Genomic DNA, 16,888 nt, shown 5'->3' on the forward strand with positions numbered 1-16,888 from the left:
GCATGATAAGTCGCGTCTTCATCGATCGCCCGATCTTCGCCTGGGTCATCGCCATCGTCATCATGCTGGCCGGCGTCGGCGCGATCCTGACGTTGCCGATCGAACAATATCCCGACGTCGCCCCGCCGCAGGTCAGCATCCGCGCGACCTATCCCGGCGCGTCCGCCGCGATCCTGGAATCCAGCGTCACGCAGATCGTGGAACAGCAGCTGACCGGCATCGACGGGCTGATCTATTTCCAGTCGACATCCAGTTCCGAGGGCCAGGTCACGATCTCGGTCACCTTCGACAAGGGCACCGATCCCGACATCGCGCAGGTCCAGGTCCAGAACAAGGTCCAGCAGGCACTGCCCCGCCTGCCGCAACAGGTGCAGCAGCAGGGCCTGACCGTCACGAAATCGAACAGCGACTTCCTGCTGCTCGCATCGATCTATGACGAAACCGACCGGCGCTCGAACGGTGATATCTCCGACTATCTGGTCGCCAACCTGCAGGATCCGATCGGCCGCATTCCCGGCGTCGGCGCGACCAACGTGTTCGGCGCGCAATATGCGATGCGGGTCTGGCTCGACCCCTATCGCTTGAGTTCCTATGCGCTGATGCCGTCCGACGTCATCAGCGCGATCGAGGCGCAGAACGCGCAGGTCGCCGCCGGCCAGATCGGCGGATCGCCCTCGCCCGTCACGCAGATGCTGAACGCTACGGTCACCGCCAAGACGCGGCTGACCACGCCGGAACAGTTCCGCAACATCATCGTCAAGACGCAGACCGACGGATCGAAGGTGCTGCTCTCCAACGTCGCGCGGGTCGAGCTGGGGCAGGAGAATTACAATGCGCTCAGCCGGTTCAACCGCCACCCCGCGTCCGGCATCTCGGTCCAGCTGGCACCCGGCGCAGACGCGCTCAAGACCGCCGAACTGGTGAAGGCGGAGGTGATCCGCCAGTCGAAGAACTTCCCCGACGGCTATCGCTATACCTTCCCGCGCGACAGCACGGCGTTCATCAAGCTGTCGGTCGAAGAAGTGGTCAAGACGCTGATCGAGGCGATCATCCTCGTCATCGTCGTGATGTTCGTGTTCCTCCAGAACTGGCGCGCCACGCTGATCCCGACGATCGCGGTGCCTGTCGTGCTGCTCGGCACGTTCGGCGTCATCGCGCTGTTCGGCTATTCCATCAACACGCTGACGCTGTTCGGGCTGGTGCTGTCGATCGGCCTGCTGGTCGACGATGCGATCGTGGTGGTCGAGAATGTCGAACGCGTGATGGACGAGGAACCCGACATTTCCCCACGCGACGCGACGATCAAGTCGATGGCGGAAATCCAGACCGCGCTGATCGGCATCGCGCTCGTCCTGTCCGCGGTCTTTATGCCGATGGCCTTCTTCGGCGGCTCCACCGGCGTCATCTACCGGCAATTCTCGATCACGATCATCTCCTCGATGATCCTGTCGGTCGTGGTCGCACTCGTCCTCACCCCCGCGCTCACCGCCACGTTGCTCAAGCACCGCCGCGAGACGGACGAAAAGCCGCGCAACCGCGTGGCGGGCTGGTTCGCGAAATTCGCGAACTGGTTCAACACGATGTTCGATCGCACCACCCGGCGCTATGTCGGCGGCGTGAAGGCCGTCATCGCGCGCAGCCGGATCGCGATGCTGGGCTATGCCGGTATCGTCGCGGTGCTGGCGCTGATGTTCGTGCAACTGCCGCAGGGTTTCCTGCCGACCGAGGACCAGGGGTCGGCGATCATCCAGTTCACCCTGCCCCCCGGGGCGACGCAGCCGCGCACGCTGGCCGCCGCGAAATCGATCGAGGATTATTTCCTGGGTTCGGAAAAGGCGAATGCGGCCGGCATCTTCACCATTTCCGGTTTCCGGTTCGGCGGGTCCGGCCAGAATGTCGGCCAGGGCTTCGTCCAGCTGGCCCCATGGGACGATCGCAAGGGGAGCGAGAACGCCGCCAAGGCAATTACCGAACGCGCGACGAAGAGCGTCGCGCCGCTGATCCGCGATGTCCAATTCGTGGCGCTCACCCCGCCGTCGGTGCAGGGGCTGGGTCAGTCCAACGGCTTCACGATGGAATTGCAGAACGCTTCCGGCATGCCGCAGGCGCAGTTCAAGGCCGAACGCGACAAGCTGCTCGCCGCCGCCGCCGCCGATCCCACCCTCGCCGCGGTCCGCCCCGGCGGACTGGAGGACGTGCCCACGCTCCAGGTCACCGTCGATCAGGCGAAGGTCGGTGCGCTCGGCATCGCGCAGACCGACGTGGATCGGACGCTCAGCGCCGCGTGGGGCGGCGTCTATGTCAACGACTTCGTCGATCGCGGTCGCGTGAAGCGCGTCTACGTGCAGGGCGACGCCCCCTACCGCGCCTCGCCCAGCGATCTCGACGGCTGGTTCGTCCGCACCGCATCGGGCCAGATGGCGCCCTTCTCCGCCTTCGCCACGACCAGCTGGTCGCAGGCGCCTACGACACTCGTCCGGTTCAGCGGCCTGCCCGCCTACGAGATCCAGGGGCAGGCCGCACCCGGTAATTCGTCCGGCGACGCGATGGAACGGATGATCCAGATCGCCGCTACCCTGCCCGGCACGTCCGTCGCCTGGGCCGGCCTGTCCTATCAGGAACGGCTGTCGTCGGGCCAGGCGCCGTTGCTCTACGGCCTGTCGATCCTCGTCATCTTCCTCTGCCTCGCGGCCCTGTACGAAAGCTGGTCGATTCCCTTTTCGGTTCTGCTCGTCATCCCGCTCGGCCTGGTCGGCGCGGTCATCGCGGTCGCGTTGCGCGGATTGGAGAACGACGTCTATTTTCAGGTCGGGCTGCTCACCACCATGGGCCTGTCCGCCAAGAACGCGATCCTGATCGTCGAATTCGCCGAACAGGCCGAGCGCGCCGGCAAGTCGCCCTTCGACGCCGCGATCGACGCCGCCCGGCTTCGCCTCCGCCCGATCCTGATGACCAGCCTGGCGTTCATCTTCGGCGTGTTGCCGCTGGCCATATCGACCGGGGCCGGTGCGCAGAGCCGCGTCGCGATCGGCACTGCCGTGATCGGCGGCATGCTGACCGCCACCGTGCTGGCGATCTTCTTCGTGCCGCTGTTCTTTGTGCTGGTCCGGCGGGTGTTCAAGGGGCCGCAGCACGGCGCCTCCGCCGACACCGGAACCGGGACCCACGATCGGTCCGATCGAGACCCGGACGCGCCGCCCGCCGCCGCAAAGCCGGAGCCTGCATGACCCGTACCGCCGCCGCCCTGCTGCCGCTCGCCTGCCTGATCGCCGGCGGGTGCAGCCTGGAACCGCGCTACGAACGCGCGCCCGCCCCCGTCACCGCCGGCTGGCCGGTCGGCGACGCCTATCTGCGTCGCACCGAAACGACATTGCCCGCACTGTCCTACACGGATGTCTTTCGCGATCCGAAGTTGCAAGCCGTGATCGCGCAGGCGCTCGTCAATAATCGCGACCTGCGCATCGCGGCCGCTAACGTCGTCTCCGCACGCGCGCTCTACCGGGTCGAACGATCCGCGCTGTTTCCGCAGATCGACGGCACCGCGCGCGCCCAGTTCGGCGACAATGGCTCCCGCGGCGCGTCCGGCCTCGGCCAAGGCATCGGTACGGGTGGCATCGGCACGGGCACGGGCGGCATCGGCCCCGACGGGACCGGTACTGGCACTGGCGGGGTCGGCACCGGGAATGGCACGGGCGTCGTCACCAACGGCGGCGGTAGCGGTTTCTACGACCAATATTCGGTCAACGCCGGAATCAGCGCGTTCGAAATCGACCTGTTCGGCCGCATCCGGTCGCAGAGCCGCGCCGCGCTCGCCACCTATTTCGGGACGGAGGCCGCCGCCCGCGCGACCCGCCTTTCGCTGGTGGCGGAGGTGGCGAGCGCCTACCTCACCTATGGGTCCGACCGCAGCCTGCTGGCGATCGCCCGCGCGACGGAGGCGAGCGCCGCCCGCTCGGTCACGCTGACCCGCGCCCGGCTGCAGGGGGGCATCGCACCGCGCACCGACTTGCGCCAGGCCGAAACGATCCTGTTCACCGCACGCGCCGACACCGCCGCACTTACGACGTCGCTGGCGCAGGATGTCAACGCGCTCACCCTGCTCGTCGGCGCGCCGGTCGATCCTACATTGCTGCCCGCGTCGATCGAAAGCGTCGACGGCCTGCTGGCGGAGGTGCCGGCCGGCCTTTCCTCCGACATCCTCCTGCGCCGCCCCGACGTCGTCCAGTCGGAATATGACCTGCGTGCCGCCAACGCCCGGATCGGCGCGGCGCGTGCCGCGCTGTTCCCGTCGATCAGCCTGACGAGCATCGCAGGCCTTGCCAGCGGCGCGCTCGGTTCGTTGTTCAGCCGCGGTGCGTTCAACTGGAACGCGTCACCCACCGTCACCGTGCCGATCTTCGACGGCGGGGCCAATCGCGGCAATCTGGCTTATGCCCGCGCGCAGCAGCAACTGGCTCTCGCGACCTACGAACAGACGATCCAGACCGCGTTCCGCGAAGTGTCCGATGCGCTCGCCCGGCGCGGCACCATCGACCGCGAACTGGCGGCGCGGCGCGACCTGACGGCGGCGGCGCAGGATAATTACTACCTGTCGGAACGCTCCTACCGCGGCGGTATCGGTACTTTCCTGAACAGCCTGGACGCGCAACGCACGTTGTACAGTGCGCAGCAGCAGCTGGTCACGACGCGGCTTACCCGCGCCGACAATCTCGTGACGCTCTACCGCGTCCTCGGCGGTGACGCCCTGGTCGCGGGCAATCCCGCGGCCGACCCCGCGCTCCGTTCGCCCGAGCCGGTTCCCGCCGCGATCCGCTAGAGCTTGCCCGTATCAAGGGGATCATCCTCCGGTTCGTTTTGGTTCGAGCTTGTCGGAAACCCCACGCACGGATCAGTACATCGTTCAGGCGGAAGCCGTCATGTCCTGGAACCGACCGGAACGCTCGCCCGGAACCGCCGCGCGACCCGCCGCTGCCACAGCATCAGCAACGGGACGACGCCCAGTTCCATGCACAGCCCGAACAGATGCCCGCCCGACGGCACCCCGACCTCGACCAGCGACAACAGCCGCGCCAGCCCGCCCAGCACGACCATCAGGCCCAACATCCGGAAGATCGCGGTCCGCCGCTCGATCGCCGCGATCGCATAGGCAAAACCGAATCCGAGGCCCAGAAAGATACCCGATACATAGCGGAAATGACTGTCCAGGTCGGGCGGTACGGGGATCGGCGCACCTTTCAGATACACCACGCCGCGCCACACGCTTTCGCCACCGACCGTCAAGGGAACGATGCACGCCAGCGCCGCCACCGCCTGCAGCAGCCGGCGCTCGGTCGCGAGGGTCATCACCACCAGCGCATGCCCCGTGTCTTGCCGCGTTCCAGCAGTTCGTGACGGATCTTGATGCTCTTCATCGACAGATGCACCTCGAACAGGAACATCGTCAGCCCGCCGATCACCATCAGCATTGCGATGGCGAATATGATCGCCATCGTCCGGGCGAAACCGATCCCGATCAACCGTGCGAAGAACAGCCCGGCCACCACGCCGCAGATCAGCGCCGCGCTGGCCGTGCAAAGCGAAACGGCCACGCTGACGACGCGCATCCGCCGGTCGAGCAGGCGCAATTCCCAAACCTGTCGGTCATGGTCCGCATGGCCGACGGGGGTGAACCGGGTCTCCAGCGCGCGGGCGCGGTCCACCACGCGCGCAAGCCGCCCGACCATGACGTTCAGGAACGCGGCGATCCCGGTCAGCAGGAAGACCGGTGCGGTCGCCAACTGTATCGTATGGGCCAGCTCGGCCGCGGCGGTCGGTGCGATCATGGGCATAGCGATGACGGGTGCGGCGCATCCCCGTCAAGCCAAATGCCGCCTGGCCCTGCGTCGCGGTTCAGTCGAACAGCCCCAGGCCCCAGAGCAAGGGCAGCCACAAAACGGTTGAAAGCAGCGACGCGAGCATCAGTCCGCAAAAGATATCACCCGGCCTTTCTGCCGCCGCTGGCACGCCGCGGGCGCTCCGCAGGGGGGTTTCCATTCCGTTCATACCCTCTCTCGCGCCTGTGGATCGACGCCGCCTGACCACACACCTGAAACAACCGGCGGTATCAATTGGCGAAAAGGACGAGATAGGAATGGCGGGGCGAGGCAGGGCCGATGACGCCTGCCCGCCTGAAACGCAGCAAAGGTAGACCGGCGGATATACGAACCGCGCTGATCGTATTTCCCGCACCTCGGACAGTCGGTTCCGGTCTACCGATGCGCAAATCCCATCGACCTGCTGAAGGCGGAGATCGGTCGAATAAGGCTCGATTGCCCGATCGATAAAGTCCTGAGCAACGGGACGCCGGCCCGCGGCCGCTGACCGGCTGGCGCTACCTTATCCGACGTCGGCCTTGACGGCCCGACCGATCTGCGACGGATCGAAGTAGGTCCGGAACGCGGCGATCGTATCTTCTGACAATTCCAACACGCTGACCCCGCCGTACCGGACGTCCTTTCCGTCCACCTGGCCCTCGCTCACCCATTCCAGCAAGGCGATCTTGTCGCCCTGCACGACGTTCCGGAATTCCGACCGGATCGTGTCGAACGTCCCGCGATAGGCGGTCCAGAACGCCGCCGCACCGTCCTTTCCGCCATGTTCGACCAGCGGGTTGGAAATCTCCGCATCATCCGCAAACAGCGCCGCGATCGGTCCGGCGTCGCTTCCTTCCTCCAACGTGCGGAGGGCGTCGATGAAGGTCTGGGCGTCGATGGTCATGCGCTGGTTCCCGTCTGGTCTCTGCGAGGAACAGCGCGGCCCGCCGCCGGATGTTCCCATGATCCGACGACCTTTAGCGCGTCAGTCGCCCACCTCGCGCGGCAAGTGCGGCCAGCATCGCAGACGGACCACGCGCGTCCAGCACGCCCGCATGGCGTTCCAGCCCCGCGACCACGGTGTCCAGCCCGATCAGGTCGGCCCAGAACATCGGTCCCCCGGTCCGGATCGGCCAGCCGTAGCCGTTCACCCACACCACATCGATGTCGGACGCCCGCTGCGCGATGCCATCCTCGAGTATCCGCGCACCTTCGTTCACCATCGGATACAGCAGCCGCTCCAATATCTCGGCATCGCCGATCGTGCGCTGCGGCGTACCGCGCTTCTCGGCATAGCGGGCGATGATCGCCTCTGTTTCCGACGACGGCGTGCCCCGCCGATCGGCATCATAGTCGTAGAAGCCGCGGCCGTTCTTCTGCCCGCGGCGATCCGCCTCGCACATCGCATCGCGTAGCGTTTCGCCACGCGATGCCCCCGCCGCCCAGCCCAGGTCCAGCCCGGCCAGGTCCGCCATCTGGAACGGCCCCATCGGAAAACCGAATGTGGTCAGCACGCGATCGACGTCCCACGGCTTGGCCCCTTCCAGCACCAGCCGGTTCGCCTGGTCCTGTCGCGGTTTCAGCATGCGGTTGCCGATGAACCCGTCGCACGTGCCGGCCACCACCGCGATCTTGCCGATCCGTTTCGCCAGCGCCATCGCGGTCGCCAGCACCACCGGTGCCGTCCGCGCGCCGCGTACCACCTCCAGCAACCGCATGATGTTGGCGGGCGAGAAGAAATGCAGCCCGACCACCGCCTGGGGCCGCGCCGTCGCTGCGGCGATCGCATCGATGTCGAGATAGCTGGTGTTCGAGGCCAGGATCGCGTCCGGCTTCACGATCCGGTCCAGTTCGGCGAACAGCGCGGTCTTCACGCCCATGTCCTCGAACACCGCTTCGATCACCAGGTCGCTGTCCGCCAGGTCGGCCAGCGCCAGCGTCGGGGTCAGCAGCGCCAGCGCGGCCGCGGCGTCCGCCTCCGTCACCCGGCCGGACTGGACGTTGCGGGCATAGTTGCGGCCGATCGTCGCCACACCGCGGTCCAGCGCCGCCTGTTCGCGCTCGACCAACGTCACCGGCAGCCCGGCCGAAAGGAAGTTCAGAGCGATCCCGCCGCCCATCGTGCCCGCGCCGACGATGCCGACCCGGTCGATCGCACGCGGGACGATCGCCGGGTCCAGCCCCGCAATCTTTCCTGCCGCGCGTTCCGCGAAGAAATAATGCCGCTGCGCCTTCGATTCATCGCCGTCCATCAGTTCGCGGAACAGCGCGCGTTCGCGCAGCAGGCCGTCCGCGAACGGCATCTCCACCGCCGCCCGCACCGCCGCGATGCACGCCTCGGGTGCCTGCAGCCCCTTCAACAGGCGGCCGTGCGCCTGCCTGAACCGGTCGAAGATTGCCGGATCGCGCACCGCCCCGGATATCCGATCCGTCTTCTCCGACGCGCGCGGCGGGGCAAGGCCAGCCACGTCGCGCGCGAACGCCAGCGCATCCGCCGCCGGCTCCGCCGCATCGGTCATCCGGTCGATCAGCCCGATCTCCAGCGCGCGCTCGGCCGACACGGGGCTGCCGCCGACGATCATCGTCAGCGCATCCGCCACGCCCACCAGCCGCGGCAGCCGCTGCGTACCGCCCGCGCCGGGCAGCAGCCCCAGCTTCACCTCGGGCATGCCCAGCTTCGCGGCGCGCGCCGCGACCCGGTAATGGCACGCCATCGCCACTTCCAGCCCGCCGCCCAGCGCGGTTCCATGGATCGCCGCCACGATCGGCTTCGGACTGCCCTCGATCACCTCCACCAGTTCGGGCAGCAGCGGGAACACCGGCTCCTGCCCGAACTCGGTGATATCCGCGCCGGCGAAGAACGTCCGCCCGGCGCAGCGCAGCACCAGCGCGCGCACCGCATCGTCGCCCGCCCCCTCCAGGATCGCGGCCATCAGCCCGTTGCGCACCGCATGGCCCAGTGCGTTGACCGGCGGATTCTGGCAGGTGACGACCAGGATGTCGCCCTCGCGGCGGGTCGTGATCGGGGACATGCAGGTTCCTTCATAGGGCGTCGTCGTCGGGATCAGGCGTCAGTCCCGGAAACCCGGGTCGATCCGGTCCAGCTTGCGCAGCAGTGCGGGCCAGGCCAGCAGGTCGGCCAGCATCTTCATGCCCGGCCCACCCGACTGGCCCTGTACCTTTTCCGGTGTCCCCTGCGGCGGTGTGTTCAGCGCGGCCCGCCCGGCGGACAGCATATGGACCTGCGCCTCGCACGCCCGCTCCAGGAAATACATCCGCAGGAACGCCTGACCCACGCTTTCGCCCACCGTCAACGTCCCATGATTGCGCAGGAGCATCGCATTCTTGGTCCCCAGGTCGGCGACCAGCCGGTCGCGCTCCTCCAGCTCGGTCGCGATGCCTTCATAAGCGTGATAGGCGACATCGTGGCGGGCGATCATCGCGGTCTGCGTGTGCGGCAGCAGCCCCTCGTCCATCGCCGACACCGCCTGGCCGTACGGCGTATGCAGGTGCAGCACCGCCACCGCATCGGCGCGGCCCATATGGATCGCGCTGTGGATGACGAACCCGGCCGCATTGACCATGTACGGCGTCTCGCCCACCGGGCGGCCGTCCATGTCGATCTTCACCAGCGACGATGCGGTGATCTCCTCGAACATCAGCTGATACGGGTTGATGAGGAAATGATGCTCCGGCCCCGGCACCCGCGCCGACAGATGGGTGAAGATCAGGTCGTCCCAGCCGTAGAGCGCGACCAGCCGGTACGCCGCGGCCAGATCGACGCGCGCCTGCCATTCCTCGGGCGACACCCGGTCGCGGACGGAGGGTGTATGCGTCGCTGCGGTCGCCATCGTCAGGTTCCTCTCATGCTTTTGCAGCCAAGGCTATGCCGCCCCGCCCGCCCGCGCCAGCCCCCCGGAAGAACCCCGTCCCGTAGGAAGCCGCACCGACGTAACGTCACTCGGCGCAAAGATTTTCGATAAGTGGCACAACCGGCCGTTCGACGAGTCCCACCACCATCATCCCGGCGAAAGCTGGGACCTTGTCCTGACTTGCGGCACCCTCTCCACCGAAGGGAGATCCAGGCCTCCCCCGGGACGACGCCCACAGCAGGTTGGTCCAACCCCACAGCCTACCCCAGCGCCATCTCCACCGCGGCCAGCGCATGCAGTTCGGTCGTGTCGAACAGCGGCACCGCGCTGTCCTCCGGACCGATCAGCAGCATGATCTCGGTACAGCCCAGGATGATCGCCTCCGCCCCGGCCGCGACCAGCCGTGCGATCACGCCGCGATACGCATCGCGCGACGCTGCCCGCACGTCGCCCTTCACCAGCTCGCGGTAGATCACGTCATGGACCACCACCCGGTCCGCCGCATCCGGCACCAGCACCGTCAGCCCATGCTCGCCCAGCCGCGCGCGGTAGAAATTCTGTTCCATCGTGAACGCCGTGCCGATCAGGCCGACGCGGGCATACCCCGCCGCCCGGACCGCCACCGCCGTCGGGTCGGCGATGTGCAGCAGCGGGATTGCCACCGCATCCGCGATCGCATCGGCCACCCGGTGCATCGTGTTGGTACACAGAACGATCACATCCGCCCCGCCGCGTTCCAGCACGCGCGCCGCATCGGCCATCGCCGCACCCAGCACGTCCCACTCGCCCGCCGCCTGCATCGCCGCGATCGGCGCAAAGTCGACCGACGTCATCAGGCATCGCGCCGAATGCGTCCCGCCCAGCCGCGCGCGCGCCGTCTGGTTAACGATCCGGTAATACTGAGCCGAGCTTTCCCAGCTCATGCCGCCGATCAGACCGATCGTCTTCATGCCGGCGCCACCCCGTCCGCCTCGACCACCCCGTCGGCCAGCACGATGCCGACCAGCCTGACGCGTTTCTCCACCTGGTCCACCGGCATGCGGTGCAGGTCCAGCCGGATCAGCCCGCCGCCGTCGCGCCGCAACGCGAAACCACCGCCATCGCGGACCAGCGTGCCGGTCGCGTCGAACGGATCGCCCGGCATCATCCCTGCCGCTTCACCACGAACGGGCCGGCCCCCTGTACCACCGGCATCAGTTCGATCCGGTTGACGTTCACATGGGGCGGCAGGCCGACGATCCACAGCACTGCCTCCGCCACGTCCGCCGCGGTCATCGGCGTGGTGTCGGCATAGGGGGCGGCGGCCTTCGCATCGTCGCCGCCGAACCGGACATGGCTGAACTCCGTCCCGCCGACGAGCCCGGGCTGCACGTCGCTCACCCGCACGCCGGTGCCGGCCAGGTCGGTCTTCAGCCCCAGCGTGAACTGCTGCACGAACGCCTTGGTCGCGCCGTACACATTGCCGCCGGGATAGGGGTAGTTCGCCGCCACGCTGCCCAGGTTGACGATGTCCCCGCGCCCGCGCGCCACCATCCCGGGCAGGATTGCGTGGGTCAGGCGCATCAGGCCCAGCACGTTGGTCGCCACCATCTGCTCCCACTGCTTCAGGTCGCTGTCCTGCGCCGCGGTGGTGCCCAGCGCCAGCCCGGCATTGTTCACCAATATGTCTACGTCCCGCCACCCGTCGGGCAGTGCGTCGGGCAACGCGGCCACCGCACCGGCATCGGTCACGTCCAGCGTCAGCGGCAGGATTGCCGCCTTACCTTGCTCGTCGCGCAACGCGTCAAGCCGCTCGGTCCGCCGCCCGGCCGCGATCACGCGGTGCCCCGCCGCCACCAGTCGCCGCGCTATTTCCAGCCCGAACCCGGACGTCGCGCCCGTCACCAATGCCGTCCTGCCCATCATCATTCCCCAGTCCTGCAAGGCCGTTCCTTGCCGTCCGCATGCTAAACCGTCAGCGCGGTCAGCGTTCCCGGCGTCAGCACCTGTGGCAACACCCGCAACGGCGCGCCGCCCTTGCCCGCGAACAGGTACAGCGGAACGCCCGACCGGCCATGTTCGGCCAGGAAACGGGAGATGTCCGCATTCCCGTCGGTCCAGTCGCCGACCATCGTCACGATGCCTGCCCTGGCAAAGGCGGTCCGCACTGCATCGCGCTCGATCGCCGCCTTCTCGTTCACCTTGCAGGTCAGGCACCAGTCGGCGGTGAAGTACACGAATACCGGCGTGCCCGCCGCCTGATAGGCCGCCAGCTTCGCCCGATCGAACGGCACCGAGATCGACACCACCCCTGCCACGGCCGGGCCGACCGCCCCCACCCCTGCGCTCACCGGCGCCCGCGGTACGATCGCGACCAGCATGCAGGCAACCGCCACCGTCGGGGCCAGCGGCCACCATGCCCGCGTGCCACCCGCCGCCTGCCGCCCGCCGACCCACCACAGGCCCAGCGTCACGATCACCGCCGCGATCAGCCCCAGCATCATCCCGTCGACGCCCGCCTGCCGCCCCAGGATCCACGCCAGCCCCAGCGCGGTCGCGAACATCGGCAAAGCCAGCACGCGCCGCATCACGTTCATCCACGCCCCCGGCCGCGGCAGCATCGCGCGCATCCGCGGCACATAACCCAGCAGCAGGAACGGGATCGCCATGCCGAGCCCCAGCCCAGCGAACACTGCCAGCGCGGCGACGGTCGGCAACACCAGCGCCGCCCCCAGCGCCGCCCCCATGAACGGCCCGGTGCACGGCGTGGCGATGAACGCGGCCAGCGCCCCCGTCCAGAACGCGCCGCCCGTGCCGCCCTTGCCCGCCAGCGCCCCGCCGCCCGATATCGCCGGCAGTTCGAACAGCCCGGCCAGGTTGAATCCGATCGCGGCCGTCAGCAGCATCAGCACCACGATGACGCGCGGATCCTGCAACTGGAACGCCCAGCCAGCCGCACTGCCGCCCGCGCGCAACCCCAGCAGGATCGCACCCAGCGCCACGCACACCAGGATGACCCCGGCGGCATAGGCCAGCGCCTCGCGCCGCACTGTCCGCTCGTCGCCGCCAGCCTTTGCGAGGCTCAGCGCCTTCAGGCTCAAGATCGGGAATACGCAGGGCATGATGTTCAGCAGCAGCCCGCCCAGCAACGCGCCGCCCAGCGCCGCCAGCAACGTGCCCGCCCCGCCCGAACCGGCAGGCGCATCGTCCGCTCCCGCCGCACCGATCGCCACCCCCGCCGCCGGCACCGTTCCCGGCACCGCATCCAGCACCAGCCCTCTGCCCCGCCCGATCCGCAGCACGCCCGCAACCCGGCGCGGGGCCGCGCCCTTCGCCGTCGTCTCGACGATCAGCGCGTCGCCGCGTCGCGACACGCGCTGAGGCGCCGCATAATCGATCACCCCGTCGGTCAGCGGGAAGAAATAGGGCTCGGCCACCGCCACGCTCGCCGGCATCGGCACCGCCATCCGGAACCGCCCGCCCGCCACCGCGAACCGTGCCCGACCACCCAGCGGCCTGGGCAAGCCTGCGCGATATCGGTCGAACGCCGCACGCGCCGCTGGCGTCACCGCCCCGTCGCCTACCGTCAGGACGGTCGCCAGCTCGGCCTTTTCCGGCACGCAGATCTCGCGCGTGCAGGCCAGATAATCCAGCCGCACCCGGATCGGCAGCCGCGTACCGCGCGCCAGCCCGGCGGGCACGGACAGCATGACGGGCTGCGCATAGCGCCCTTCGTAGACATAGTTCATCAGCCCCGCGACGATCAGCGTCTGCGGCACCGGATAGGCGATCGGCCCGGCCGAGACGCCGCGCGGCAGCGTCCAGGTCGCCTGCGTCTCCACCCCCGCATCGCCGGGATTTTTCCAATATCCATGCCACCCGGCCGCCGGCGTCATCACGAAAGCCAGCGTGGTGGTCGCCCCGCTGCGCGGCGTGACGCTCTCCGCAATCAGGCTGGCCGCGATATGCGGTGGGCGCCCCGGTTGCGCGCTTACGGCTTGTGCGAATGCCGGTGCCGCGATCAGCACGATCAGCCATGTCATGAATCGGAAACAGGATATGCGCATCGCCACTCCCAACATGCTGCGGCCGCGCTATAGCATGCCGTCCGCGCTGTGGAGAATGGTCCTGTGTCCTTGTCGCCTCTGATCCTCGCGACGGCGCTTGCCGCCGCCGTAACGCCCGCTGCGGCGCAGCCGCCCGCGCCGAAACTGCTCGTCGCGATTTCGATCGACCAGTTCTCCGCGGATCTCTTCGCCGAATATCGCCCGCTCTACACCGCCGGCCTCAAACGCCTGTCGACCGGCGCGGTCTTCCCGTCCGGCTATCAGAGCCACGCCGCCACCGAAACCTGCCCCGGCCACAGCACGATCCTGACCGGCGCGCACCCCGCCCGCACCGGCATCATCGCGAACAACTGGTACGACCTGTCGCTCGCCCGCGCGGACAAGAAGGTCTACTGCACCGAAGACCCGACCGTCGCCGGCTCCAGCTCGGACAACTACACCGTCTCCCCGCAATATCTGAAGGTCCCGACGCTCGGCGACCGGATGAAGGCCGCCAACCCGGCCAGCCGCGTCGTCTCGGTCGCGGGCAAGGATCGCGCCGCCGTCATGATGGGTGGCCACGCGATCGACCAGGCCTGGTACTGGGGCGGCAAGTCGTTCGTCACGCTGCCCGGCCGCACCGGCGCGGTGCCCGCCACCGTCAACCGGATCAATGCGGACGTGCTGGCCACGCTCGCCCGCCCCGGCCGCGCGGCCCTGCCCGCCGCCTGCGCCTCGCATTCGGCCGCGGTCCATGTCGGCACGCGCGACGTCGGCGTGCTGGTCGACCGCAAGGCGGAGGATTTCGCCCGCTTCCGCACCGCGCTCGATTTCGACCGCGAAGTCGCCGACCTCGCCATCGGCCTGATCGGCGAACTGAAACTCGGCAGCGGCCCCGCCCCCGACGTGATCTCGATCGGCCTGTCCGCCACCGACTATGTCGGCCACGGCTACGGCACGGAGGGTGCGGAAATGTGCACGCAGCTGCTCGGCGTCGACACCGCGGTCGGCCGCATCCTGGCGGCACTCGATGCGCGCAAGGTGCCCTACGCGGTCGTGCTGACCGCCGACCATGGCGGCACCGACCTGCCCGAACGCAGCCATGCACGCGGCGTGCCGGATGCGGTCCGCGTCGACAAGGCTCTGCTCCCCGATGCGATGAGCGCTGCGCTCGCCGCCGAGTTCAAGTTCACCGGCCGCGTCCTCTACGGCGACGGTCCGTTCGGCGACATCTACCTGTCGCGCGACATTCCCGCCGAGCTGCGTTCGCGCGTGCTGGCCGCCGCCAAGGCGCGCTACCAGTCCAGCCCACAGGTCGCCGCTGTCTTCACCGCGGACGAGCTGCGCCGCATGCCAAGCCCGACGACCACCCCGGTCGAGGAATGGTCGCTCGCCGATCGCTTCCGCGCCAGCTTCGACCCCGAACGCTCGGGCGACCTGCTGGTGGCGCTCAAGCCCCACGTCACCCCGATCGCCGATCCAAAGGGCGCAGTGGCCACGCACGGCTCGCCCTGGTCCTACGATCGCCGCGTGCCCATGCTGTTCTACCGCCCCGGCATGACCGGCTTCGAACAGCCGCTGTCCGTGGAGACGGTCGACATCTTGCCGACGCTGGCTTCACTCATCGCGCTGCCGGTGCCGAAGGCGGAGATTGACGGGCGTTGTCTGGATCTGGATCCGGGTCCCGCCGACACCTGCGCGAGGTAGCGGCGACCTCACGACGGGACGAGGCCCCGAACAAGCAGCACCCCCAACCGACCAGCATCCCGGACTTGATCCGGATGCTGGTCGCAAGCACGACGGTCTTCGTCATGTGAGGTCGCTCAATTCTCCACTCCCGTTCGGTTCGAGCCTGTCGAGAACGCTGCGCAATGTTCTCGACAGGCTCGAACCGAACGGGTGGGGCACGTAACCTGCCAACCCCCGCCCATCCCGAGCTAAGTCGAGGGACTCTTCGAGCGAAGCCGAGAAGCCAACAGCACCCCTCGGCTACGCTCGGGGAAAAGCGTGCCTCGACTGCGCTCGGCATGGACGGGGGTTGGGGCTCGGTAACTGGACCGGTTCAAACCCAGACCACCTCACTCGAAACCCTCAGTTCCGCACATCCAGCAAGGTGATTCCCTTGCCCAACTGGTTGCCTGAGATCTTCAGCGGCTCATGGCTCCAGTCCGCCACGAAATTGCTCGGCCATGTCACGCCCGGCGCCAGCGACGCGCGGTTGCCCGTGATCACCAGCCCCGCGGACGGGTTCGTGCGCGCTTCTGGTGCCACGGTAATGAACGCGCTGTGGTTTTCCTTGTCCTTGCCCATCACGAATTCGTTGCCCGCGATCCGCCCGGCCGCCCCGCTGGACAGGTCGATCATGTAGTTCGTGGCCTTGCCCTGCGTATCGTCGAAGCTGTTGTCGACGATCGTCACCTGCCGCGCGCGCGCCTTGGCATAATGCCCCCCGCGCCCGCGCTCGAACCGGTTGTTGGTCAGCTCCAGCGTGCCACCCGTGCCGGTATACAGCCCGTGCGCGCAACCGCCTGCCCCTTCGCAGGTGCCCAGCCCGGAAAAGGTCGATCGCCGCACGGTCAGTACCTGCGCCGGATCGTCCACGGTCAGGATGCCCTGCTCGCTGTCGCGGAACGCCGTGCCCGTCACGGTCAGGTTGCCCTTTTCAAGCCGGATGCCCGCGCCGTTGCGATCGGGCACCGCGATGTTGCGGAACACCAGGCCGTCGACCGCCGCGTCGCGTCCGCGCAGCACCAGCGTCGCCTTGCCCTCGCACGTGCCGCCGTCGAAGATCGCGGTTCCCGCCGTAACGGCCGCGAACGCCACGCGCCCGCCGCTCACGATCGCGCAGTCCTTGTACGTGCCCGGCGCGATCCGGATCGTCCCGTCGCCCCCGCCGATCGCGTTCACGGCATCCTGCAACCGGAAGAACCCGCGCCCGGTCTCGGCCACGGTGAACGGTCCGGAGCCCTGCGCATACGCGGAAGCGGACAGCAGGGCGGCGGCGAGGATCAGCTTTTTCATGGGCCGGACTATGCTGCCGGCCGCGCGGAAGTCGAGCCGCTTTCGGTACGAAGCGGCCCGATCCGGCACAACTATCCGTTTATCCCGAGCGAAGTCGGGGGACCCGTCGAGCGCAGCC

General features: G+C 68.4%; 13 protein-coding genes. 3 read left to right on the forward strand and 10 right to left on the reverse strand.

Translation table 11 applies throughout. The features are described from left to right. Positions 1–2 precede the first annotated feature (2 nt). A complete protein-coding gene (locus BKY59_RS14525) occupies positions 3–3,227 on the forward strand; it encodes an efflux RND transporter permease subunit (RefSeq protein WP_076072813.1) in 3,225 nt (1,074 codons plus the stop codon). Continuing rightward, positions 3,224–4,816 carry an efflux transporter outer membrane subunit gene (locus BKY59_RS14530; protein ID WP_076072814.1) on the forward strand — a complete coding sequence of 531 codons (1,593 nt, stop codon included), beginning with the start codon at positions 3,224–3,226 and terminating at the stop codon, positions 4,814–4,816. Before BKY59_RS14525 ends, BKY59_RS14530 begins: the two co-directional genes overlap by 4 nt. A gap of 98 nt (positions 4,817–4,914) precedes the next feature. Here the strand turns inward: BKY59_RS14530 and BKY59_RS14535 are convergent, their stop codons facing one another. The 9 genes from BKY59_RS14535 to BKY59_RS14575 form a co-directional block, all read right to left on the reverse strand. Further along, on the reverse strand, positions 4,915–5,343 hold the full coding sequence (locus BKY59_RS14535) for a DUF4345 domain-containing protein (RefSeq protein WP_076072982.1): 429 nt from the start codon (positions 5,341–5,343) through the stop codon (positions 4,915–4,917). Further along, positions 5,343–5,822, reverse strand: a complete 480-nt coding sequence (locus BKY59_RS14540; protein ID WP_076072983.1) for a DUF2721 domain-containing protein — start codon at positions 5,820–5,822, stop codon at positions 5,343–5,345. The genes BKY59_RS14535 and BKY59_RS14540 overlap by 1 nt, the downstream gene beginning before the upstream one ends. A gap of 553 nt (positions 5,823–6,375) precedes the next feature. Continuing rightward, the gene (locus BKY59_RS14545; RefSeq protein WP_076072816.1) at positions 6,376–6,756 is read right to left on the reverse strand and encodes a nuclear transport factor 2 family protein; all 381 of its coding nucleotides are present in this window, start codon (positions 6,754–6,756) and stop codon (positions 6,376–6,378) included. Between the two features lie 73 nt (positions 6,757–6,829). Beyond that, positions 6,830–8,884: a 3-hydroxyacyl-CoA dehydrogenase NAD-binding domain-containing protein gene (locus BKY59_RS14550; RefSeq protein WP_076072818.1), complete on the reverse strand. Its 2,055-nt coding sequence runs from the start codon at positions 8,882–8,884 to the stop codon at positions 6,830–6,832. A gap of 39 nt (positions 8,885–8,923) precedes the next feature. After that, positions 8,924–9,703, reverse strand: a complete 780-nt coding sequence (locus BKY59_RS14555; protein ID WP_076072819.1) for a class II aldolase/adducin family protein — start codon at positions 9,701–9,703, stop codon at positions 8,924–8,926. A gap of 281 nt (positions 9,704–9,984) precedes the next feature. Next, positions 9,985–10,674, reverse strand: a complete 690-nt coding sequence (locus tag BKY59_RS14560) for an aspartate/glutamate racemase family protein (protein WP_076072821.1) — start codon at positions 10,672–10,674, stop codon at positions 9,985–9,987. Further along, positions 10,671–10,871 carry a DUF5818 domain-containing protein gene (locus tag BKY59_RS14565; RefSeq protein ID WP_076072822.1) on the reverse strand — a complete coding sequence of 67 codons (201 nt, stop codon included), beginning with the start codon at positions 10,869–10,871 and terminating at the stop codon, positions 10,671–10,673. The genes BKY59_RS14560 and BKY59_RS14565 overlap by 4 nt, the downstream gene beginning before the upstream one ends. After that, a complete protein-coding gene (locus BKY59_RS14570; RefSeq protein WP_076072984.1) occupies positions 10,868–11,626 on the reverse strand; it encodes an SDR family NAD(P)-dependent oxidoreductase in 759 nt (252 codons plus the stop codon). The genes BKY59_RS14565 and BKY59_RS14570 overlap by 4 nt, the downstream gene beginning before the upstream one ends. A gap of 44 nt (positions 11,627–11,670) precedes the next feature. After that, positions 11,671–13,770: a protein-disulfide reductase DsbD family protein gene (locus BKY59_RS14575; protein ID WP_076072824.1), complete on the reverse strand. Its 2,100-nt coding sequence runs from the start codon at positions 13,768–13,770 to the stop codon at positions 11,671–11,673. Between the two features lie 63 nt (positions 13,771–13,833). Between BKY59_RS14575 and BKY59_RS14580 the strand changes: the two genes are divergently transcribed. Next, positions 13,834–15,456 (forward strand): alkaline phosphatase family protein, encoded by a 1,623-nt coding sequence (locus tag BKY59_RS14580; RefSeq protein WP_076072826.1) that lies wholly within the window; start codon positions 13,834–13,836, stop codon positions 15,454–15,456. A 384-nt stretch (positions 15,457–15,840) separates the two neighbouring features. On the opposite strand, the gene BKY59_RS14585 is transcribed toward BKY59_RS14580, so the two are convergent. After that, on the reverse strand, positions 15,841–16,770 hold the full coding sequence (locus tag BKY59_RS14585) for a right-handed parallel beta-helix repeat-containing protein (protein WP_076072827.1): 930 nt from the start codon (positions 16,768–16,770) through the stop codon (positions 15,841–15,843). Between the last annotated feature and the right edge of the window lie 118 nt (positions 16,771–16,888).

Source organism: Sphingomonas montana, assembly GCF_001956315.1.
Lineage (GTDB): Bacteria > Pseudomonadota > Alphaproteobacteria > Sphingomonadales > Sphingomonadaceae > Sphingomonas_R > Sphingomonas_R montana.